Origin of the sequence: Spiribacter onubensis (genome assembly GCF_040838425.1) — a bacterium.
Classification (GTDB): Bacteria; Pseudomonadota; Gammaproteobacteria; order Nitrococcales; family Nitrococcaceae; genus Spiribacter; species Spiribacter onubensis.
Map to the genome: position 1 here is coordinate 445108 of NZ_JBAKFI010000001.1, position 20442 is coordinate 465549.

The window sequence follows — 20442 nt, forward strand, 5'->3', positions numbered from 1 at the left end:
CGTTTCAAGCCATTCTCTGCGGGGTTGTGACGCCGTAGACATCTTCGATGGACCCGGCCGCCTGAAGTTCACGCCACACGGGAGATATCGCCCGCAGGCGTCGGACCCGCTCGCCCACCCGCTCCGCCACACTGTCGATGTCGGACTCGGTGGTGAAGCGTCCGAGGCTGAAGCGCACCGAAGCATGGGCCAGCGCATCCGGCCGCCCCATCGCGCGGAGGACATGGGACGGCCCGCCCCGGCTATTGCAGGCCGACCCGAACCCCACCGACAGATCCGCCAGCGCGGCACGCAGAGCCGTGCCCTGGATACCCGCGAATGATGCGTTGAGGACATGCGCCGAGCCATCATCATGGCCATTGATGACGACCCCCCCGAGCGCCTCGAGATGTTGCCGCAGCCGCTGCTGGAGGCCACGCTGGCGTGTCCGCTCACCCTGATCAGCCCGTATCCGCAGGGCCTCGCCCATGCCCGCGATCAGCGGCACCGGCAGCGTACCGGGCCGCATCCCGCCCTGCTGACCGCCACCATGCAGCAACGGCTCCAGCCGCAGGGCAGGCCGGTAGCAGAGTGCCCCGATGCCCTTCGGCCCATAGAATTTATGGGCGGACAGCGAAACCATATCGGCATGACGGTAAAGCCCATCCTCGGGCAGATGACCGACGGCCTGCGCGGCGTCCAGGTGAAGGCGTGCACCAACGGCATGAATCGCTCCGGCGAGGGTCTCGATGTCCTGGATCACCCCGGTTTCGTTGTTCACGGGCGCAATCGACACCAGCGCGACATCGTCGTCGAGGGCGCTCTCCAGCGTCCTCAACCCGAGGAGGCCATCGCCGGATACTGGCAATGTCTGCACCCGCATGCCCGCGGAGCCCGCCGCCCGGGCGGCTGCCAGCACCGCCGAGTGCTCGGTCGCCACGACCAGCAATCGACGTCGCCGGCCATCCCGCCGAGCGACCCCCCGGGCAAGGCCACCGATGGCGAGATTGTCGGCCTCGGTGGCGCCGCTGGTCCAGATCACCCGAAAACCCGGGTCGTCCAAAAGGCCAAGCACCTGCTGGGCGGCGTCATCAACGGCCGCTGCCGCACCCTGGCCGGCGGGATGGTCGCTACCGGGGTTGGCGAACAAGCCATCCGGCCCCTCGAACCGGGCCATGAACCGGGAGACCCGGGGATCGACGGGGGTCGTTGCCGCGTAGTCGAGGTAGGGCGTCATCAGCCTCCCCGTTCAGTGGTCGGAACCCGAGGCCTGATCCCGTCCGCCGTCATCCTGCATGCCACAATCCTCGATATCGGGGATCCGGCTGTCGTTGACCTCCGCGCCCAGCGCCCGCAGGGCGCTGCACATCTCCTGCAGTCTCGCGTCGGTGTAGTGCACATGATCGAGGATCGCATTAATGGCATTGGCCACCGGATCGGGCATGTCCCGGGTCGCACCATAGGCCTCGAAGCCGATCCGCCGGGCCGTTTCCGCGCGCCGCTGGTCGGCCTCGGTGCATGGCGTCTCCTCCCGGGCGATACGGGCCACACGGGCCGGGATGCCCACCATCGTGGCATGCTCAGGCACGTCCTTGACGACGACGGCATTGGAGCCGATGCGTGCGCCCTCGCCCACCTCAATGGGGCCGAGCACCTTGGCACCGGCGCCCACCACGACATCGTCGCGCAGGGTCGGATGCCGCTTGCCCCCTTCCCAGGAGGTCCCGCCGAGGGTCACGCCCTGATAGAGCGTGCAGTCGTCGCCCACTTCCGCGGTCTCGCCGATGACGATGCCGAGGCCGTGATCGATGAAAAACCGTCGCCCGATTTTCGCCCCCGGATGAATCTCGATACCGGTCAACCAGCGGGCGATCAGCGAGAAGAACCGGGCCAGCCAGCGCAGGCCATGGCGCCATAGCCAATGATTCATGCGATGCAGGATCAGCGCATGAACACCGGGATAACTGGTCAGCACTTCAAAGTGGTTCCGCGCCGCCGGGTCGCGGTCGAAAACACAACTGACATCTTCGCGAAGACGCTGAAACATAACCAAAGTATACGCACCCCTCGCTTGCGGCAGCCAGCAGAATGGCTACGGCAGAACGCGCTTGAGTATCCCGCGCAGCAAATCGACCTCGTCAACGGTGGGTCTCGCCCGGTTGATGAAATTCCGCAGCCTTCGCAGCATGACCTCGCGGGGCGCACGTGCCGCATAGCCGCTATGGTCCGCCAGCCATTCCATCTGCTGGTGCAGCCCTTCCAGATGGGCACCCGTCGCCAGCCGTTCCTCGGCCCTGCGCGTGCGCACGGCAAGATTGTCCTCAGCCGGCTGTTCCGCCGACGCGATCAAGATCTCGTAGGCCATGATCTGTACGGCGGCCGCGAGGTTCAGCGCCGGGTAGGCCGGATTGGCGGGGATATGCACCAGACGATGACAGCAGGCCAGTTCATCATTGGTCAGGCCCGTGCGCTCGCGACCGAACAGGACGGCCACGGGCCCGGGCTCCATGGCGATCATGCCGGCCGCCTCCCGCGGGGTCAGCGACGGTACGCCGTCACGCCGCGGCCGGGCGGTCAACCCCAGGCAGAGCTGGGCATCCCCCACGGCGTCGACAAGTCCGGCGTGTTGCTCAGCGACGGCGAGCACGTCTCTGGCACCGGCCGCCATGGCCAGGGCCTGCTCGTCGATCGAGCATTCCGGCCCCACCAGCACGAGCTTCTCGAGCCCCATGGTGAGCATGGCCCGGGCGGTTGCTCCCAGGTTCCCGGAATGCGATGTCCCCACCAGGACGAAGCGACAGTCATTGCCCTGCCAGTCGGCCAAAACACGAACTCCCCGAGGTTTACTGTTATCATGGACGGCTAGAGTGAATTCTACGGCATACCACGCCGATCGCAGCCCGTTTCAGGATCAGCCAATGCACCCGATGGTCAACGTTGCCGTGCGCGCCGCTCGCAGCGCCGGAAATATCATTGTCCGCAACATCGATCGCCTTGATCGCCTGCATGTCGAGGCAAAGGGCGAGAACGACTTCGTCAGCGAGGTCGACCGGATGGCCGAGGATGAGATCCACGCCATTCTGAGGCAGGCCTATCCCGATCATTCGATCGTTGGAGAGGAACGTGGCGGCGAGGAGAAGGCCGACTACGTCTGGCTGGTCGACCCGCTGGACGGCACGCTGAATTACCTGCGCGGCTTTCCCCAGTACGCCGTCTCGATCGCCCTCAAATACCGGGGTGCTCTGGAGGCCGGGGTGATCTATGATCCGATCCGCCAGGAGCTATGGACCGCACGGCGCGGCGGTGGCTGCACTTTCGAGGGGCGGCGGATGCGCATGCAGGCGCGCCCGGGACTGGATAACGCCCTGCTCGGCACAGGCTTCCCGCTGCGGCTGCGGGAGTATCACGATGCCTATCTGGGCATGTTCGGTGATGTCTTCCGCCGCGCCGGCGATATCCGTCGGGCCGGCTCGGCGGCCCTGGATCTGGCCTATGTGGCCTGCGGACGGCTCGACGGCTTCTGGGAAGTGGGTCTCAAGCCCTGGGACATGGCCGCGGGCGCACTGATGATCCGCGAAGCCGGCGGCATCGTGGGCGACTTCGCGGGCGGTGACCGTTACCTCGACACCGGCAATATCGTTGCCGGCAGCCCCAAGCTGTTCGCTGACCTGGTCCGCACGATCGCCCCGCATCGCGTCGAGGGCATCCGCGCCTGATCGGCGTTCAGGCGGCGCGCCCGTCCGCCACGTCGTCGGAAGTGGATTTCAGCGTCTCCCGGACATCGCTCCAGCGGAGCAGCTCCAGATGGCCGGCGCGGGATTCAACCAGCGCGGTGCAGCTCTCCACCCAGTCGCCATCATTGCAGTAGAGGACGCCGCTCTGGTCGGTGATCTCGGCATGATGGATATGCCCGCAGACCAGTCCGTCGACACCCGCCTGACGCGCCTCGTGAATGAGTGCCTCCTCGTAGTTGGCGATGTACTGCATGACATTCTTGGTGCGGTGCTTGAGGTGGGCGGCCAGTGACCAGTAGGGGCGGTTGAACACCTGCCGGATTCGGTTGACCCAGTGATTGGCACGGATCAGCCAGGCGTACATGCGGCTGCCCAGCCTGGCGGCCAGCCGGCTGCACTGCACCACCGTATCGAACTCGTCGCCGTGCAGCACGAGGAGTCGACGCCCATCCGCGCACTCATGGATGGCCCGCAGTTCGATGCTCACGCCCTCGATGGACATCCCCGCATAGTCACGGAACATTTCGTCATGGTTGCCCGGGATGTAGATGACCCGGGTGCCATTGCGGGCCCTTTTGAGGATGTTCTGGACAACGGCGTTGTGGCTGTCCGGCCAGCGAAGCCCACGCCGGCGCATCTCCCAGATGTCGATGATGTCGCCCACCAGATAGAGCGTGTCGCATTGCACCGATTCGAGGAAATCGAGAAGGAAATCCGCCCTCGCACCACTGAAACCGAGGTGCGTGTCGGAGATGAAGATACTGCGGTAGCGGAGCGGCTTGAGCAGCTCTACGTCACTCATGGCGGTGTCCCCATGGCCATGTTTTGCCGAATCATACGAGCTGTTTATGAAATCCGCGTGACCACCACTGGAGTCAGGGCTGCTCATTCTCGGCGTCCTCGCCTTCCTTCGGCGGCGGAACCAGATCTTCCTTGCTGACGCCGAGGGCGAGCGCCGCCGAGCTCGCCACGTAGATCGAGGAATAGGTCCCCACCAGCACGCCGATGATCAGCGCGATCGCAAACCCGCGGATGAGCTCGCCCCCCAGCAGAGCCAGTGCGATGAGGACGAGCAGCGTGGTCAGACTGGTGACCAGCGTACGCGGCAGCATCTGGTTGATTGAGCGGTTGGCGATCTCCGCCGCGGTTCCCTTTCGCACGCGCACGAAGTTCTCGCGGATCCGGTCGAAAACCACGATGGTGTCGTTCAGTGAGTAACCGATCACCGCCAGCAGCGCCGCCAGTACGGTGAGATCGAAGGCCATGCCGATACCCGCGAAAATCCCCACGGTCACCACGACATCATGCACCACCGCCGCAACGGCACCGATGGCAAAGCGGTACTCAAAGCGAAAGGCCACGTAGATCAGGATGCCGCCCAGGGCATAGAGCAGCGCCAGACCACCCTTCTCCGCGAGTTCCTCGCCCACCTGGGGTCCGACGAACTCCACCCGGCGCAACTCAGCCGCCGGATTCGCCTCGCGCAGCGTGTCGAGCACAGCGTTGCTGAGGGCATCCCCCTCACCGGCATCCGGTGCCAGGCGGATCAGGATATCCCGCGATGTGCCGAACGTCTGGACGACAGCGTCATCGTAGCCGCCAGCGGCCAGCGTGGATCGTACCTCGGCGAGATCCACGGCCTCCGGGTAACCGACCTCGACCAGGGTACCGCCGGTAAAGTCCAGCCCCAGGTTGAGCCCTCTGAAGAGCAGAAAGGCGATGGCCGCGGCGACGAGCAAGGCGGTGAAAACCGCGGCACGCCCGCGATGGACCATGAATTCGATATTCGGCTCGCGTTTGAAGAAATCCACGAGCGCCTCCTCAGATGGCCAGACGGACGCCGCGGCGGCCGCCATAGATCAGGTTGACGACGGCCCGGGTGCCGAGAATCGCCGTGAACATGGAGCTCACGATGCCGATCGACAGCGTCACCGCGAACCCTTTCACCGGACCGGTTCCGAAGGCGAAGAGCACGAGGGCGGCGATCAGGGTCGTCACATTGGCATCGGCGATGGTTGAGAAGGCCTTGCCATAACCCGCCTCGATGGCCTGCTGTGTACTACTGCCGGCACGCAGCTCCTCGCGGATCCGTTCATAGATCAGGACGTTGGCATCCACCGCCATGCCCACGGTCAGCACGATGCCGGCGATACCCGGCAGCGTCAGGGTGGCCTGAAGCAGTGAGAGCACCGCGACGATCAGCACCAGGTTGGCCAGCAGCGCCAGGTTGGCCACCAGACCGAAGACCTTGTAGTAGACCGCCATGAACAGTACGACCAGAAGGAAGCCGACGATGACGGCGGCCAGGCCCTGGTTGATGTTCTCCTGGCCAAGGCTCGGCCCGATGGTCCGCTCCTCGACGATCTGCATGGGGGCCGCCAGCGAACCCGCCCTCAGCAGCAGCGCGAGATTGCGGGCCTCCCGGGAACTGTCGAGGCCGGTGATGCGAAAACGACTGCCCAGCTGCTCCTGGATGCGGGCGACGTTGATGACCTCCTCCACCTCGACCTGCTCGCGCACAACCTCGCCGTCGACCCGGCGCGCCTGGACCTCGGTCTCCTTGAAGACCACAGCCATATGGTCGCCGACGCGGTCCCCGGTAATCCGGTTCATGACATTACCGCCGCTACCACTCAGGCGGATGTTCACCTCCGGCTGGCCGGTCTGGGTATCGATGCCCGAGGAGGCATCAGTGATGGCATCACCGGTGATGATGACCTCACGCTCGAGCAGGACATACCCGCCGCCCCGCTCCGGGAAACGCTCCGTCCCCGGCGGGACCGGATCATCGCCATCACCGAAGTAAGGGAAATTCCCGGAATCGACCATGCGGAACTCGAGCGTGGCGGTCGCGCCGATGATGTCCTTGGCGCGCGCCGTATCCTGGACACCAGGCAGCTGCACGACAATCCGGTTCAGGCCCTGACGCTGAATGACCGGCTCCGCGACACCCAGCTCATTCACCCGATTACGCAGCGTGGTCATGTTCTGTTCGACGGCAAAGTTCCGTACCTCGCGCAGTTCCTGTTCACTGAGCGTGGCCTCGAGGGTCGGTGTTCCGTTCACCTCTGCCGCGTTGAACTCCAGCTCCAGGTAATCCGGACTGAGCGCCTCCCGGGCGGCATCGCGTCGGGCCGCATCAGCGAACTGCATGGCCACGCCGGTCTCCCGCAGTGTGATGTCGCCGTAGCGGATATCCGCCTCCCGCAGCAGCCGCCTGAACTCGTCGCGGTAGCGCGCCAGGGTCTGCTCGAGGACGGCCTCGATGTCCACTTCCATCAGAAAGTGCACCCCGCCGCGCAGATCCAGCCCCAGGTACATCGGCTGGCCACCGATATCACGCAGCCAGCCCGGTGTGGCCGGCGCGAGATTGAGCGCCACGGTGTAATCGCGGCCAAGAGCAACAGCCAGCTCGTCCGCAGCGCGCACCTGCGCATCGGCGCTGGCGAGGCGGACCAGCAGGTGATCCTCCGAGACCTCCGTCCCGCGGATGGTCACTCCCTCGTCAGAGAGCAGACGACGGATCCGCTCACGTGCCTGCTCCGAGGGCGCGCTCCCCTCGGCGGTGCTGATCTGCAACGCGGGATCCTGCCCGAAGAGATTGGGCAGCGCGTAGAGACAGCCGGCGGCAATCACAACCACCAGCAGCAGGTACTTCCAGAGCGGATACCGATTCATCATGCCTACTTCGACTTGCCGCCCTTGCCGGACTCGTCCTTGGCGGCCGCTTCGGCCTTCTCGAGGCTGCCCTTCATCGCGCCCTTGGGCAGAACCTGCGCGACCGCGCTCTTCTGCATCCGGACCTCGATGCCCTCGGCAAGCTCGAGATTGGCGTAGGTATCGCCGACATCGGTCACGCGCCCGACGAACCCACCCGTGGTGAGAATCTCATCACCCTTGGAGAGATTCGACACCAGCTTCTTATGCTCCTTCGCCCGCTTCTGCTGAGGCCGGATCAGCAGGAAATAGAAAATGACGATGAGTGCGATGGGAAAGATGAGACCGGTGATTCCGGCCGCCGGCTCGCCGGACTGGGCAAGCGCGTCGCTGATGAAGAAGTCCATGGTAATCTCCCTCGATTAAAAGGTCCGCATTATGTCACACCCGAACGCATGGCATGGAACGCCCGCGTGAATTCATCGAGTGCCTGCGCTTCAATGGCCTCGCGGATACGACTCATCAGTCGCTGGAAATAACGCAGGTTGTGAAGGGTGTTGAGTCTGGCGCCCAGCATTTCGCCGCAACGGTCGAGATGACGCAGATAGCTGCGACTGTAGTGGCGGCAGGTATAGCAGTCGCAGGCGGCCTCAACCGGCCGTGTGTCGTGGGCAAAGCGCGCGTTGCGCAGCCGCAGCGTCCCACCATCGGTGAAAAGAAAGCCATTACGGGCGTTCCGCGTGGGCAGCACGCAGTCGAACATGTCGATGCCCCGTGCCACACAGTCGACAAGATCCTCCGGCTTTCCGACGCCCATCAGGTATCGCGGCCGGTCCGCCGGCAGTCGCGGACCGAGCGCATCGAGCACGCGGATGCGCTCCTCCGGCGGTTCCCCCACCGACAGCCCGCCGATGGCGTATCCCTCGAAGCCGATATCGGCAAGCCCCGCAAGCGATGCAGCGCGCAGGTCCTCGAACATCCCGCCCTGGATGATGCCGAACTGGGCCGCGGGATTGCCGGCATGGGCTGACCGGCTTCGCTCGGCCCAGCGCAGGGACAGTTCCATCGAGCGCTTGGCCTCGGCCCATTCGACCGGCCATGCCGTACATTCGTCGAATATCATCACGATGTCGCTGCCCAGCGCCCTTTGCACGGCCATCGACCGCTCCGGATCCAGGAACACCCGCGAGCCATCCACGGGCGAGCGGAATTCGACGCCGGCCTCGCTGACCTTGCGGCCTTCGGCGAGGCTGAATACCTGGAAGCCGCCCGAATCGGTCAGGATCGGACCATGCCAATGCATGAAGTCGTGCAGATCGCCATGCTCCGCGATGATCCGGGTGCCGGGTCGCAGCATCAGGTGGAACGTGTTGCCGAGGAGGATCTGAGCACCGGTGTCGCTCACCTCTTCCGGCGTTACACCCTTGACGGTGCCATAGGTCCCGACGGGCATGAAGGCGGGGGTATCCACCACGCCACGGTCAAAATGCAGTCGGCCGCGACGCGCCAGCCCATCGCCGCCCAGTCTCTCGAAGCGAAGACTCACGGCGCCTCCCCTCCTTCCCCTGGCAGGATGAGCATGGCATCGCCATAGCTGAAAAACCGGTACTCCTCACTGACCGCATGGCGATAGGCGCCGAGGATCTCCTCGCGGCCCGCCAGTGCGCTGACCAGCATGACCAGCGTCGAGCCCGGCAGGTGGAAGTTGGTGATCAGCCCGTCGATCACGCGGAACTCAAAGCCCGGGTAGATGAAGATCTCCGTCTCGCCCTCGAAGGGGGCCAGTTCCCCCTGCGCGGCGGCGGCCTCCAGGGCCCGCACGACGGTTGTGCCAACGGCAATGACCCGACCACCGCGCGCCCGGGTGCGCTGGATGGCCTCGCAGAGGGACGCGGGTACCGAGAGCCACTCGGCATGCATCCGGTGGCCTTCGATGGTCTCGCTGCGGACCGGCTGGAAGGTCCCCGCACCCACATGCAGGGTGAGCGAGGCCGTCTCGATCCCGTCCGACCGCAGCGCGGCCAACAGCGGTCCGTCAAAATGCAATCCGGCCGTGGGCGCCGCCACGGCGCCTGGCTTGTCGGCGAAAACCGTCTGATACCGCTCGCGGTCTTCGTCCGTATCCTGCCGCTTGATATAGGGCGGTAGCGGCATATGCCCGTGGCGCTCAAGGAGCTGCGGCAGGGGTGGCTCGGCAGGAAAGCGCAGCCGGAAGAACTCCCCCGCGCGCTCCAGCACCTCGACGCTGATCCCCCCCTCGAGCAGAATCTCGGATCCGGGTCTCGGCGTCTTGCTCGCGCGGACCTGGGCAAGCGCCTCAGGACCGCCGGTCAGTCGCTCCAGCAGGATCTCGACGGCGCCGCCGCTAGCCTTATGACCATGAAGACGTGCGGGCAGTACGCGCGTGTCGTTGATCACCAACAGATCGCCATTGCGCAGATAATCCCGGATCGCCGGGAACTGGCGGTCGGTCACATCACCGGTTCGGGGATCAAGCACCAACAGCCTGCTGTCGGTCCGGTTGCGAAGCGGCTCAGAGGCAATCAGTCGCTCCGGGAGGTCGTAATTGAAATCGCTGACTTTCATGCGGGCCTGTTATACTCGCCCCCCAACGCCGGGGTGGCGGAACTGGTAGACGCGCCGGACTCAAAATCCGGTTCTCGCGAGAGAGTGCGGGTTCGATTCCCGCCCCCGGCACCATCAGTCTGGCGCGCTATTTATCCTTCTCGGCGGTCTTCTCCACGGCCTGACCGGCCGACTGGATATCCTTGCCAAGACCTTCCACGGTATTGCAGCCCGCAAGCGACAGACTGACGACGCCCATGAGCGCCATCACGGCAACCAATCTCGGGGTACTGGATGACATGCCCGTTCCTCCAAAAAGGGGTAGATACAGCTCTCATCATAGCAACGTGGCCGGGTGATGTGGCACTCCCGCAAATAGTGATGCTAGACTTCGCAATCTGAAGAGAACGGGGCCGTAGCTCAGTTGGGAGAGCGCTAGAATCGCACTCTAGAGGTCAGGGGTTCGACTCCCCTCGGCTCCACCACTCTCTCACGGCGCCGACCCGGCGACTCCTTCCCCTGTCTGATCCGCACCGCGACCCGGCCGGAAGGTGATGAGTGCCACCGCACTGATCACGGCCAGCGCCAGCAGGTAATAAGCCGGCGCGGCGATATCCCCCGTGGCATCGATGAGCCACGTGCAGACCATGGGAGCGGTTCCGCCGAACAGACCCATGGCGAGGTTATAGGCGATGCCCACGCCGGTGTTGCGGATGTCCCGCGGGAAGGTGTGCGCCAGCATCGCCGGCATCGGGCCCTGGACCCAGCTGATGGCAAGGGCGAAGATCAGGCCGCTGACCAGTGCACCGAGAAAGCTGCCGGTATCGATCCACAGAAATAGCGGATAGACGCCAACGCCGGTGATTCCGATCCCCCAGAGCATCATGCGGCGAAAGCCGAATCGATCCCCCATCAGACCGCCGACCGGCAGGAGCAACACCAGCACCAGCATGGAGAGCGTATTCAGGTCGATCGCATGGTCGATCGGATTCGGGATGACCTTCGACTGGTAGGTCGGCATCCAGACGAAGAGGGTGTAGAAGCCTCCGCAGAAGAGCAGCATGCAGGTCATGAGGTGCAGAACATCAATCGGATGGCGTGTGAGCACCTGGCGGAGCGGCGTTTCCTGTTTACGCCCGACAGCGATCGGCTCATCCGCCAGCGCACGGCGCAGCCAGCGTCCAAAAACGAAAATCACCACGCTGAGCAGGAACGGAATGCGCCAGCCGTCCTCCGCCATCGCCTGCGAACTGACCACCGCTTCGGTGACCGCCACCACGCCGGAGCCCAGCAGTATGCCCCCGACAGCGCCGAACAGAGCCCAGCTGCCATGTAACCCCCGCCGATGATGGGGCGCGCCTTCAACCAGGAAGGTGATCGAAGTAACCAGCTCGCCGCCAACGGAGACGCCCTGAACCAGCCGCAGGAGAATCAACAGCGCAGCAGCCATCACGCCGATGCTCTCGTAAGTGGGCAGCAACCCGACAAGAACCGTCGGCCCGGCCATCATCAGTATCGACCAGCGCAGCGCCCGGGGTCGGCCCAGCCGATCGGCGATATAACCAAAGATGACACCCCCCAGAGGCCGCATCAGATAGCCCGCCGCGAACACCCCATAGGTCTGAATGAGCGCCACGACCGGATCGGAATCCGGAAAGAACAGCGGCCCCATGAACGGCGCCAGGAAACCGAAAACGGCGAAGTCATACCACTCGAGGACGCTGCCTACGGCGCCGGCCATCTGGGTGCGGACTCTGGACATCACAATACTTTCCACTGATGGATTTCAGGAAGAAGCATCATAGCCTCAACAGGCCCGTGCCAGTACCGCCACCGGTGATTGTTCCCGGTGGTATTCAGTGCCACCATTACCGGGTGGACACGCCCGTTGGTGGCTTGCGCGCCCCGATAGCTCAGCTGGATAGAGCGATCGCCTCCTAAGCGATAGGTCGCAGGTTCGAATCCTGCTCGGGGCACCAGTTCAGCCGGCATCGCCACCCAGCCAGCCCATGGGCGACTCGACCCGCCACTCCGCCTTCTCGGCGTTGGCTTGCATGAGCCGCAGGACCTCGTGGGCATGCGGCCGGGACAGCGCAAGCCCGGCCACCGGTGCAGGCTCAAAGCGCCTGTCAGGCTCTCCGGGCAGTGGTTGCCCGAAGAGCGCGACCACAATGCCCTCGGCCTGCGGTTCCACGCGGGCCTGGGTGACAAGGTAATTGGCCCACTGCGTCGGCGCCTCTACCGGATCACCCTCACCGCCCTCGCTAGCCTCTCTTTCCTGATTACGTTGCGCCGCGACCTGCGACCGCGCACCAATGTGCTCCAGCGCCATCACCGCATCATGTGCCTCGCCTCCCTCTCCAGCGGGATGACTCTTTTTGAGCACGGCATTGATATTCTGCATCAGACCAACCATTGCGCGGCGGCTGATCCAGGCGATACGACCCTCCCCCGACGCCATGGTCAGGACCACCGCGAGACGATCCTCCAGACCAGAGTAGGCAAAACGGATCTGGTGGACACCCGGCACACTGATTTTGCTCACGATCTACCTTTCCTCCGCTGGATCATACGCTCACGTTTGCGTTGCTGGCGTGGCGTGAGCTTGTTGCGGCGGCCGGCGAACGGGTTTTCGCCGGTGCGCAGTTCAAGTCGGATCGGCGTACCCTGCAGCCCGAAGGCCCGGCGGAAGCGATTGACCAGATAGCGCCGATAGGCGCCCGGCAGCTCGCCGGTCTGGTTGCCATGGACAACGATGGTCGGCGGATTCTGCCCGCCCTGGTGCGCATAGCGCAGCTTGATGCGCCGGCCTCGCACGATGGGGGGCTGATGGGCCTCGACGGCCTCTTCCAGCACACGGTTGAGCGCCGATGTCGGCAGTTCTCGGCGGGCCGCCCGATAGACATGTGCCACTTCCTCGAGCAGCCGCCCCACCCCGGTGCCATGCAATGCCGAGATGAACCGTGGCCGCGCGAAGTCCAGAAAACCGAGCTTGACGTCGAGCTCCCGCCGGATCCGCTCACGGGCATCCGGTGCCAGCCCGTCCCACTTGTTCACCGCCAGCACCAGTCCCCGGCCGGACTCGATGACATGACCGATCAGATGGGCATCCTGCTCGGAGATCTCCTGTCGGGCGTCCAGCACCATGATGACCACCTGGGCCGCCTCAATGGCATGCAGCGTCTTGACGACGCTGAACTTCTCGATGCTCTCCCGCACGCGGCTGCGCCGCCGGACACCGGCGGTGTCGACCAGCGTAAAGGCCTGGCCGTCGCGCTCGAACGGCACCCGGATGGCATCCCGGGTTGTCCCCGGCATGTCATAGACGAGCACCCGTTCCTCGCCGATCAGGCGGTTCACCAGCGTCGACTTGCCTACGTTCGGCCGACCAATGATCGCGACTTCGATGGATCGGGGTGTCGAGTGGTCGGACACCGTCTCATCCGTCATGCCGGACTCCGCATCCGGATCGGGCATGAGCGCTTGCGGGTCGACGGACCCGCCGGTCAGATCCTCGAGGACGGCTGTCATGAGCCGCGTGACGCCGCGCCCGTGGACCGCGGCGATCGGCCATGGTGCATCCAGACCAAGGCCATGGAAATCCGCTGCCGCGAGATCGGGGTCGACACCGTCGACCTTGTTCATCACCAGCCAGACCCGCTTGCCCCGCTGCCGCAGCTCGGCGGTCAGCGTCTCATCACCCGGCGTCACCCCGACCCGGGCGTCCACCAGGAAGAGGATGGCATCGGCCTCGTCCAACGCGCGGATGGCCTGGCGCTGCATGTGGTGATAGGTGACGTCATCGGGCTCACCAAGCCCGCCGGTGTCGACGACCACATACGGGAGCGGCCCGACCCGGCCAACCCCGTACTGACGATCCCGCGTCAGCCCGGGAAAGTCGGCGACGAGGGCATCCCGTGTGCGGGTCAGCCGGTTGAACAGGGTGGACTTACCCACATTGGGCCGGCCCACCAGGGCGATGACGGGTTGTTCCATCCGCGAATGATAGCAGTCGTCGCTCCGCCCGGGGGATCGGCTCAGCTCGTCTCCAGCGCCGCCGCCAGCAGTCGCTGCGTGTAGGGGTCGCGCGGATCGGTGAACACCTGTTCCGCCGAACCGGATTCCATCACGCGCCCGGCCTGCATAACGATCATCCGATGGCTCATCGCCCGGACCACCTTCAGGTCGTGACTGATGAAGATGTAGGCAAGCCCATGACGGCTCTGGAGCGTCCGGAGCAGTTCCACGAGCTGACTCTGTACCGATCGATCGAGTGCCGAGGTGGGTTCGTCCAGCACGATCAGGCGGGGCTTGAGGACAATCGCCCGTGCCACCGCGACGCGCTGTCTCTGACCACCGGAGAGTTCGTGCGGGAAGCGCTCGGCGACCGCCGGGTCCAGCCCCACCTCCTCGAGTGCTCCGCGGGCGCGCTGACCCCGTTCCGTGGCATCCCTGCCGATGCCATGGACGCCCAGCCCCTCGCCGACGATCTGCTCGACGGACATCCGCGGGCTCAGGCTTCCGAAGGGGTCCTGGAAGACCACCTGCAGTTCGCGCCGCAGCGGGCGGAGACTCCGCTTGTCGAGGGCGCTGATATCACGGCCCTGGAACAGGATCTCCCCGCGCGCGGACTGCAGGCGCAGCAACGCCATGCCAAGGGTGGTCTTGCCGGAGCCGCTCTCACCGACCACGCCCAGGGTCTCGCCCGGGCGCACGGTCAGATTCACCCCATCCACGGCTTTCAGATGGCTGTTCACCCGCCGGAGCAGACCCGCCCGGCGGGGGAACCACACCCGCAGATCGCGGACCGAGAGCACCGGATCAGCGTCCGGCACCGCCGCCGGTCGCCCGGTGGGCTCGGCGGAGAGCAGCATACGGGTGTAGCCATGCCGCGGGCGGCTGAACACCGCCTCCACCTCGCCCTGCTCGACCACCTTGCCCTGCTGCATGACCGCTACGCGGTCGGCAATGCGTCTCACCACGTTCAGGTCATGACTGATGAATAGCATGGCCATACCGAGCCGGCGCTTGAGGTCGCCCAGCAATGTGAGGATTTCCGCCTGGATGGTCACATCCAGCGCGGTCGTCGGCTCATCGGCAATCAGCAGCCGGGGGTTGTTGGCGATGGCCATGGCGATCATGACCCGTTGGCGCTGCCCCCCGGAGAGTTGATGAGGAAACGCCCCCAGCCGCGCCGAGGCCTCCGGCAGACGGACCAGCTCCAGCAACTCGACAATCCGGTCACGGGCGGCGACTGGCGTCATGCCCTGGTGGATACGCAGCGTTTCGCCGATCTGTTTTTCCAGCGTATGCAGCGGGTTGAGCGAGGTCATCGGCTCCTGGAAGACCATGCCCAGTGTCCCGCCACGCAGCGCCCTGAGACGCGCCGTCGTCGCGCCGATCAGCTCCTCGCCGTCGAGCTGGACGCTGCCGGCCGGATGACTTGCCAGCGGATAGGGCAGGAGCTGGGGGATGGAGAGTGCCGTGATCGACTTGCCCGATCCGCTCTCGCCCACCAGCGCCAGCGTCTCGCCGGCATCCAGCGAGAGATTGACGCCCTGTACCGTTGGCGTCTCCCGGTTGCCCGCGCCGAAGGCAATGGCCAGGTCCTCGATCCGCAGCAGTGGGGTGGTCATCCGCCCTGACCCCCCAGTGTCTTGCGGGGGTCGAATGCATCGCGCGCCGCCTCGCCGATGAACACCAGCAGGGAGAGCATGATCGCCAGGGTGAAAAAGGCGGTCAGCCCCAGCCAGGGCGCCTGCAGATTGGCCTTGCCCTGGGCCAGCAACTCGCCCAGCGAGGGCGAGCCCGGTGGCAGACCGAAGCCCAGGAAATCCAGCGAGGTGAGCGTGGTGATTGAGCCGGTGAGGATGAACGGCATGAAAGTGACCGTGGCCACCATGGCATTGGGAAGGGCGTGACGGACAATGATCACGCCATCCGATACACCCAGTGCCCTCGCCGCCTTGACGTAGTCGAAATTCCGCACCCGCAGGAACTCCGCCCTGACCACGCCGACCAGCTGCGTCCAACTGAAAAGCAGCATGATCCCCAGCAGCCACCAGAAGTTGGGCTGCACGAACCCCGCCATGATGATCAGCAGATAGAGCACCGGCAGGCCGGCCCAGATCTCGATGAAACGCTGGCCGAACAGATCGATCCGCCCGCCGAAATAGCCCTGCAGCGCGCCCACGGCCACACCGATCACCGAACTGGCCACGGTCAGCGCCAGCCCGAACAGTACCGAAATGCGGAAGCCGTAGATCAGGCGGGCCAGCACATCCCGGGCCTGATCATCGGTGCCGAGCCAGTTCTCCGCCGACGGGGGCGCCGGCGCCGCGGACTCACTCGCGTAGTTGATCGTGTCGTAGTGGTAGCGGATCGGCGGCCAGATCATCCAGCCATCCGCTTTGATCAGATCGGCGACAAACGGGTCGCGGTACTCCGCCTCGGTGGGGAAATCACCGCCAAAGGTGGTTTCCGGATAACTGACCAGCACCGGAAAGTACCAGCCGCCGTCATAATGCACGATCAGTGGCCGGTCGTTGGCGATGAACTCCGCACCCAGCGACAGACCGAACAGCACAAGGAACAGCCATAGCGACCACCAGCCACGACGGTTGGCCCGAAACTGCGCCCAGCGCCGCTGATTGATGGGATTGAGCCGTGCCATGCCGACTCAGCCCTCCCGCCGCTCGAAGTCGATCCGCGGATCCACGAGTACATACATCAGATCGCCGAGCAGATTGAGCAGAAGACCCACCAGCGTGAAGATGAACAGGCTGCCGAATACCACCGGATAGTCGCGATTGACCACGGATTGAAAGCCGAGCAGGCCCAGGCCATCGAGGGAGAAAATGACCTCGATCAGCAGTGCACCGGTGAAAAGCACGCCCACGAAGGCCGCTGGAAAGCCCGCGATGACGATCAGCATGGCGTTGCGGAAGACATGTCCGTAGAGCACGCGGCGCTCGCTCACCCCCTTGGCGCGGGCGGTGATGACGTACTGCTTGTTGATCTCCTCGAGGAATGAGTTCTTGGTGAGCATGGTCAGGCCGGCGAACCCGCCGATCACCATCGCCAGTACCGGAAGGACCATATGCCAGAGGTAGTCGAGAATCAGGGCCGGCCAGGAGAGCGTTTCCCAGTCATCAGAGACGATTCCGCGCAGGGGGAACCAGTCCAGGTAGCTCCCCCCGGCAAAGACCACGATGAGCAGAATGGCGAACAGGAAACCGGGAATCGCATAGCCGACAATCACCACGGCACTGGTCCAGATATCAAACGCCGAGCCGTCGCGTACCGCCTTGCGAATGCCCAGCGGGATGGAAATCAGGTAGGTGAATAAAAGCGTCCAGACACCGAGCGATATGGACACGGGCAGCTTATCGGCGATCAGCTCGAGCACGGTCTGGTCCCGATAGAAGCTCTCGCCGAAATCAAACCGCGCATAGTCGCCCAGCATCTTCAGGAAGCGCTCGTGGGCCGGCCGGTCGAATCCGAACTGCGCCTCCAGCTCGGCGATATAGGCTGGATCCAGACCGCGCCCCCCCCGGCTGTCGCCGGAGACCTCGTCTCCAGCGACGCCCGAAAAACGGCTGGTCGAGAGGTCGGCCGTGCCCTGCACCTGGGCCATGATCTGCTCCACCGGGCCGCCCGGCGCGAACTGAACGATCACGAAATTGATCAGCAGCACGCCGATCAGCGTCGGAATCATCAACAGCAGCCGGCGGGCGATGTAAGCGTACAACGCGGTGCGCTCCCGTGAAGCGGCGGACTAGCGGTCGTCTACGCGGGCCGACCGCTCAGGATCCACCCACCAGGTATCCAGTGCCAGACCGTAGGGCGGATTCTCCGGCGGTCGGCCGAAGCGATCCCAGTAGGCCACGCGGAAGCGGTCGATGTACCAGTTGGGGATGGCGATGAACTTCCACTGCAGGACCCGGTCCAGCGCCCTCGCCCGGGTCACGAGCGCCTCGCGGTTCGGCGCATCGATGATCTTCTGAATCAGCTCGTCGACCACCGGATCGCACAGACCAGCGACATTACGGCTACCACTGACGTCGGCCGCCTCACAGCTCCAGAAGTCGCGCTGCTCATTGCCGGGCGAGAGGGACTGCGGGGCGACATGCACCGTCATGTCGAAGTCGAACTCGTCCATCCGGTTCTGATACTGGGTCGGATCCACCGTCCGCACGGTCACTTCAATGCCCAGGCGCTCGAGATTGCGCTTGAAGGGCAGGACGACACGCTCGAACGACGGTGAGACGAGGAGGATCTCGAAGGCCATGGGGCGGCCGGTCTCGGTGTTCGTAAGCACGCCGTCCTCGACCTGCCAGCCAGCCTCATTCAGGAGCGTCAGCGCCCTGCGCAGATTGCGCCGCAGGCTCCCGGTCTCCGTGCTCGGCGGCTCATAGGCCTCGGTGAACACGCGCTCTGGCAGCTGCCCGCGGTAGGGTTCGAGCACCTCAAGCTCCGCCTCTGAGGGCAGCCCGGTTGCCGCCAGTTCCGAGTTCTCGAAGAAACTGCGGGTGCGCTCGTAGGCCCCGTAGAACAGGTTTTCGTTGGTCCACTCGAAATCGAAGGCATAGGCGAGTGCCTCGCGCACCCTGGGATCGGCGAAGATCTCGCGGCGGGTATTAAAGAAGAACCCCTGCATGCCGGCGGGTCGATCGTGCGGAATCTCCTCGAGCTGCAGGAGCCCCGCTTCAACGGCCGGTATGTCATAGGCGGTCGCCCAGTTGCGGGAGACGTTCTCCTGGCGCAGATCGTATTCGCCAGCCTTGAGCGCCTGCAGCGCGACCGTCCCGTCGCGGTAGTAGTCGTAGCTGATGCGATCGATATTGTGACGACCGGCCTTGACCGGCAGATCCTCCGCCCAGTAATCATCGACCCGCTCGTAGACCACTCGCCGGCCCTGATCCACTTCGGCCACCCGGTACGGACCGCTGCCGAGCGGCGGCTCGAGGGTGGTCGCGCTGAAATCCCGATCGGCCCAGTAGTGCTCGGGCAGCACCGGGAGCTGACCGAGAATCATCGGCAGTTCGGCGTTCCCCGGATTGGCGAAATGGAAGACCACCGTGTGGTCATCGACCACCTCCACCCGGTCGACGTCCTGGTAGTAGGCCCGATACTGGGGGTGGCCGTCCTCGCGGAGCGCCCGGAAGGTCCAGGCGACATCCTCGGCGGTCACCGGCTCGCCGTCGTGGAACCGTGCCTCCTCACGCAGGTTGAAGCGCACGCTGCCGTTGTCGTCGGCGACCTCCATCGACTCCGCAATCAGGCCGTATTCCGTAAATGCCTCATCGAGGGAACGTTCGGTGAGCGTGTCATAGATCAGCCCAATCCCCTCGGCGGCGGTACCGCGCAGGATGAAGGGATGGAGGCTGTCGAAGGTGGAGGCGGCCACATTGGCCATCTTGAGCTCGCCACCCTTCGGCGCCTGCGGATTGACGTAGTCAAAGTGCTGGAAATCCGGCCCGTATTTCGGCTCGCCATGCAGCGCCATGGCATGCTCCGGCGCCGCGAACGAGAGTCCAGGCACACCCGAGAAGAACATCAGCATGACCGAGGCCGCCGTCCACCGGGCCCTTTCGAATTTCCTCATGCGCTCATCCCCTGCTTTTCATCATCTTCGGCCGCTTGGCCGTTACAATGCTTTTCAGTAACGTACTTCGGATTGTTTCAGGGGCAAAGGGGTTCCCATGGGTTTTCTTTCCAATCGCAAGGCACTCATCGTCGGTGTGGCCAGTAATCGCTCCATTGCCTGGGGTATTGCCGAGGCCATGCATCGCGAGGGCGCCGAGATCGCGCTCACCTACCAGAACGAAAAACTCAAGAAGCGCGTCGAGCAATGCGCCGAGGCCTGCGGGGGCGGACCGGTACTGCCGCTGGACGTCACGGATGATGACCAGATAGACGCGGTCTTCTCGGAGCTGGAGGCCGTATGGGGGCATCTCGATATCGTGGTCCACGCGGTCGGCTTCGCCCCCCGCGAGGAGCTCGAAGGGTCGTTCGTGGAGAACACCACCCGCGGCGGCTATGCCATGGCGCACGATATCAGCGCCTACAGCTTCGTCGCCCTGGCCCGCGGGGCGCGACCGCTCATGCAGGGACGCAACGGCAGCCTGCTGACGCTGACCTATCTTGGCGGTGAACGCGCCCTTCCCAACTACAACGTCATGGGCCCGGCCAAGGCCAGCCTGGAAGCCGCCGTCCGCTACATGGCGAACGATCTGGGACCGGAGGGTATCCGTGTCAATGCGGTGTCGGCGGGACCGATCCGTACCCTGGCCGCCTCGGGCATCGGCGATTTCCGCAAGATGCTCGACTACAACGCCGCCGCCGCGCCCATCCGGCGCAATGTCGGCATCGAGGAAGTGGGCAACACCAGTGCCTTCCTGTGCTCGGAGCTCGCCTCGGGTATTACCGGTGAAGTGGTCCACGTGGATGGCGGTTTCCACGCCGTGGCGCTGTCCAACAGCATGCTCGAGAGCTGATCCGGCCC

At 64.8% G+C, this 20442-nt stretch carries 19 protein-coding genes and 3 tRNA genes; 5 read left to right on the forward strand and 17 right to left on the reverse strand.

The features are described from left to right. Positions 1 to 4: 4 nt before the first annotated feature. Genes V6X63_RS02225 through V6X63_RS02235 form a run of 3 tightly spaced genes read right to left on the reverse strand, consistent with a single transcriptional unit; the run spans position 5 to position 2803 of the window. Positions 5 to 1216, reverse strand: a complete 1212-nt coding sequence (locus V6X63_RS02225) for a cysteine desulfurase family protein (protein ID WP_367966969.1) — start codon at positions 1214 to 1216, stop codon at positions 5 to 7. A gap of 12 nt (positions 1217 to 1228) precedes the next feature. After that, positions 1229 to 2026 carry a serine O-acetyltransferase gene (cysE, locus tag V6X63_RS02230; RefSeq protein WP_367966970.1) on the reverse strand — a complete coding sequence of 266 codons (798 nt, stop codon included), beginning with the start codon at positions 2024 to 2026 and terminating at the stop codon, positions 1229 to 1231. Positions 2027 to 2071: 45 nt separating this feature from the next. Further along, the gene (locus tag V6X63_RS02235; protein WP_367966971.1) at positions 2072 to 2803 is read right to left on the reverse strand and encodes an RNA methyltransferase; all 732 of its coding nucleotides are present in this window, start codon (positions 2801 to 2803) and stop codon (positions 2072 to 2074) included. Between the two features lie 94 nt (positions 2804 to 2897). On the opposite strand from V6X63_RS02235, the gene V6X63_RS02240 reads away from it, so the two are divergent. Then, entirely contained in the window at positions 2898 to 3695 is a 798-nt protein-coding gene (locus V6X63_RS02240; RefSeq protein WP_367966972.1) for an inositol monophosphatase family protein, read from the forward strand. A 7-nt stretch (positions 3696 to 3702) separates the two neighbouring features. On the opposite strand, the gene V6X63_RS02245 is transcribed toward V6X63_RS02240, so the two are convergent. From V6X63_RS02245 to queA, 6 genes are all read right to left on the reverse strand, one after another. Beyond that, entirely contained in the window at positions 3703 to 4515 is an 813-nt protein-coding gene (locus tag V6X63_RS02245) for a UDP-2,3-diacylglucosamine diphosphatase (RefSeq protein ID WP_367966973.1), read from the reverse strand. 73 nt (positions 4516 to 4588) lie between these two features. Beyond that, entirely contained in the window at positions 4589 to 5524 is a 936-nt protein-coding gene (gene secF / locus V6X63_RS02250; protein ID WP_367966974.1) for a protein translocase subunit SecF, read from the reverse strand. 10 nt (positions 5525 to 5534) lie between these two features. Further along, on the reverse strand, positions 5535 to 7391 hold the full coding sequence (gene secD / locus V6X63_RS02255; RefSeq protein WP_367967845.1) for a protein translocase subunit SecD: 1857 nt from the start codon (positions 7389 to 7391) through the stop codon (positions 5535 to 5537). A 5-nt stretch (positions 7392 to 7396) separates the two neighbouring features. After that, the gene (gene yajC, locus V6X63_RS02260; RefSeq protein ID WP_367966975.1) at positions 7397 to 7777 is read right to left on the reverse strand and encodes a preprotein translocase subunit YajC; all 381 of its coding nucleotides are present in this window, start codon (positions 7775 to 7777) and stop codon (positions 7397 to 7399) included. Positions 7778 to 7806: 29 nt separating this feature from the next. Beyond that, positions 7807 to 8916 (reverse strand): tRNA guanosine(34) transglycosylase Tgt, encoded by a 1110-nt coding sequence (tgt, locus tag V6X63_RS02265; RefSeq protein ID WP_367966976.1) that lies wholly within the window; start codon positions 8914 to 8916, stop codon positions 7807 to 7809. Continuing rightward, positions 8913 to 9956, reverse strand: coding sequence for a tRNA preQ1(34) S-adenosylmethionine ribosyltransferase-isomerase QueA (queA, locus tag V6X63_RS02270; RefSeq protein ID WP_367966977.1), 1044 nt, complete (start codon positions 9954 to 9956; stop codon positions 8913 to 8915). Before queA ends, tgt begins: the two co-directional genes overlap by 4 nt. A 27-nt stretch (positions 9957 to 9983) precedes the next feature. Here queA and V6X63_RS02275 point away from each other — a divergent pair. Beyond that, positions 9984 to 10070, forward strand: a tRNA-Leu gene (locus V6X63_RS02275). 13 nt (positions 10071 to 10083) lie between these two features. On the opposite strand, the gene V6X63_RS02280 is transcribed toward V6X63_RS02275, so the two are convergent. Further along, on the reverse strand, positions 10084 to 10236 hold the full coding sequence (locus V6X63_RS02280) for an entericidin A/B family lipoprotein (protein ID WP_367966978.1): 153 nt from the start codon (positions 10234 to 10236) through the stop codon (positions 10084 to 10086). 108 nt (positions 10237 to 10344) lie between these two features. On the opposite strand from V6X63_RS02280, the gene V6X63_RS02285 reads away from it, so the two are divergent. Continuing rightward, positions 10345 to 10420, forward strand: a tRNA-Ala gene (locus tag V6X63_RS02285). A gap of 5 nt (positions 10421 to 10425) precedes the next feature. Here V6X63_RS02285 and V6X63_RS02290 read toward each other — a convergent pair. Continuing rightward, on the reverse strand, positions 10426 to 11697 hold the full coding sequence (locus V6X63_RS02290; RefSeq protein ID WP_367966979.1) for an MFS transporter: 1272 nt from the start codon (positions 11695 to 11697) through the stop codon (positions 10426 to 10428). A gap of 140 nt (positions 11698 to 11837) precedes the next feature. Between V6X63_RS02290 and V6X63_RS02295 the strand changes: the two genes are divergently transcribed. Continuing rightward, positions 11838 to 11914 (forward strand) — tRNA-Arg (locus V6X63_RS02295). 2 nt (positions 11915 to 11916) lie between these two features. Here V6X63_RS02295 and V6X63_RS02300 read toward each other — a convergent pair. From V6X63_RS02300 to V6X63_RS02325, 6 genes are read right to left on the reverse strand one after another with little or no spacing between them, the layout of a single operon-like run. After that, positions 11917 to 12480 carry a hypothetical protein gene (locus tag V6X63_RS02300; RefSeq protein ID WP_367966980.1) on the reverse strand — a complete coding sequence of 188 codons (564 nt, stop codon included), beginning with the start codon at positions 12478 to 12480 and terminating at the stop codon, positions 11917 to 11919. Beyond that, positions 12477 to 13931, reverse strand: a complete 1455-nt coding sequence (der, locus tag V6X63_RS02305) for a ribosome biogenesis GTPase Der (protein ID WP_367978002.1) — start codon at positions 13929 to 13931, stop codon at positions 12477 to 12479. Before der ends, V6X63_RS02300 begins: the two co-directional genes overlap by 4 nt. A gap of 41 nt (positions 13932 to 13972) precedes the next feature. Then, positions 13973 to 15571 (reverse strand): ABC transporter ATP-binding protein, encoded by a 1599-nt coding sequence (locus V6X63_RS02310; RefSeq protein WP_367966982.1) that lies wholly within the window; start codon positions 15569 to 15571, stop codon positions 13973 to 13975. Beyond that, complete coding sequence (locus V6X63_RS02315) at positions 15568 to 16608, reverse strand: ABC transporter permease (protein WP_367966983.1); 1041 nt, start codon at positions 16606 to 16608, stop codon at positions 15568 to 15570. Before V6X63_RS02315 ends, V6X63_RS02310 begins: the two co-directional genes overlap by 4 nt. Before the next feature lie 6 nt (positions 16609 to 16614). Next, entirely contained in the window at positions 16615 to 17685 is a 1071-nt protein-coding gene (locus V6X63_RS02320; protein ID WP_367978003.1) for a microcin C ABC transporter permease YejB, read from the reverse strand. A 27-nt stretch (positions 17686 to 17712) separates the two neighbouring features. Next, positions 17713 to 19542: an extracellular solute-binding protein gene (locus V6X63_RS02325; RefSeq protein WP_367966985.1), complete on the reverse strand. Its 1830-nt coding sequence runs from the start codon at positions 19540 to 19542 to the stop codon at positions 17713 to 17715. Positions 19543 to 19639: 97 nt separating this feature from the next. Here V6X63_RS02325 and V6X63_RS02330 point away from each other — a divergent pair, with 97 nt between their 5' ends. Continuing rightward, the gene (locus V6X63_RS02330; protein WP_367966986.1) at positions 19640 to 20434 is read left to right on the forward strand and encodes an enoyl-ACP reductase FabI; all 795 of its coding nucleotides are present in this window, start codon (positions 19640 to 19642) and stop codon (positions 20432 to 20434) included. Positions 20435 to 20442 lie beyond the last annotated feature (8 nt).

Coding starts and splice junctions, on each gene's coding strand:
- V6X63_RS02280 (WP_367966978.1), bottom strand. CDS start 10,236: ATGTCATCCAGTACCCCGAGATTGGTTGCCGTGATGGCGCTCATGGGC.
- der (WP_367978002.1), bottom strand. CDS start 13,931: ATGGAACAACCCGTCATCGCCCTGGTGGGCCGGCCCAATGTGGGTAAG.
- V6X63_RS02225 (WP_367966969.1), bottom strand. CDS start 1,216: ATGACGCCCTACCTCGACTACGCGGCAACGACCCCCGTCGATCCCCGG.
- V6X63_RS02315 (WP_367966983.1), bottom strand. CDS start 16,608: ATGGCACGGCTCAATCCCATCAATCAGCGGCGCTGGGCGCAGTTTCGG.
- queA (WP_367966977.1), bottom strand. CDS start 9,956: ATGAAAGTCAGCGATTTCAATTACGACCTCCCGGAGCGACTGATTGCC.
- cysE (WP_367966970.1), bottom strand. CDS start 2,026: ATGTTTCAGCGTCTTCGCGAAGATGTCAGTTGTGTTTTCGACCGCGAC.
- secD (WP_367967845.1), bottom strand. CDS start 7,391: ATGAATCGGTATCCGCTCTGGAAGTACCTGCTGCTGGTGGTTGTGATT.
- V6X63_RS02290 (WP_367966979.1), bottom strand. CDS start 11,697: ATGTCCAGAGTCCGCACCCAGATGGCCGGCGCCGTAGGCAGCGTCCTC.
- V6X63_RS02310 (WP_367966982.1), bottom strand. CDS start 15,571: ATGACCACCCCACTGCTGCGGATCGAGGACCTGGCCATTGCCTTCGGC.
- V6X63_RS02240 (WP_367966972.1), top strand. CDS start 2,898: ATGCACCCGATGGTCAACGTTGCCGTGCGCGCCGCTCGCAGCGCCGGA.
- V6X63_RS02245 (WP_367966973.1), bottom strand. CDS start 4,515: ATGAGTGACGTAGAGCTGCTCAAGCCGCTCCGCTACCGCAGTATCTTC.
- V6X63_RS02325 (WP_367966985.1), bottom strand. CDS start 19,542: ATGAGGAAATTCGAAAGGGCCCGGTGGACGGCGGCCTCGGTCATGCTG.
- V6X63_RS02330 (WP_367966986.1), top strand. CDS start 19,640: ATGGGTTTTCTTTCCAATCGCAAGGCACTCATCGTCGGTGTGGCCAGT.
- yajC (WP_367966975.1), bottom strand. CDS start 7,777: ATGGACTTCTTCATCAGCGACGCGCTTGCCCAGTCCGGCGAGCCGGCG.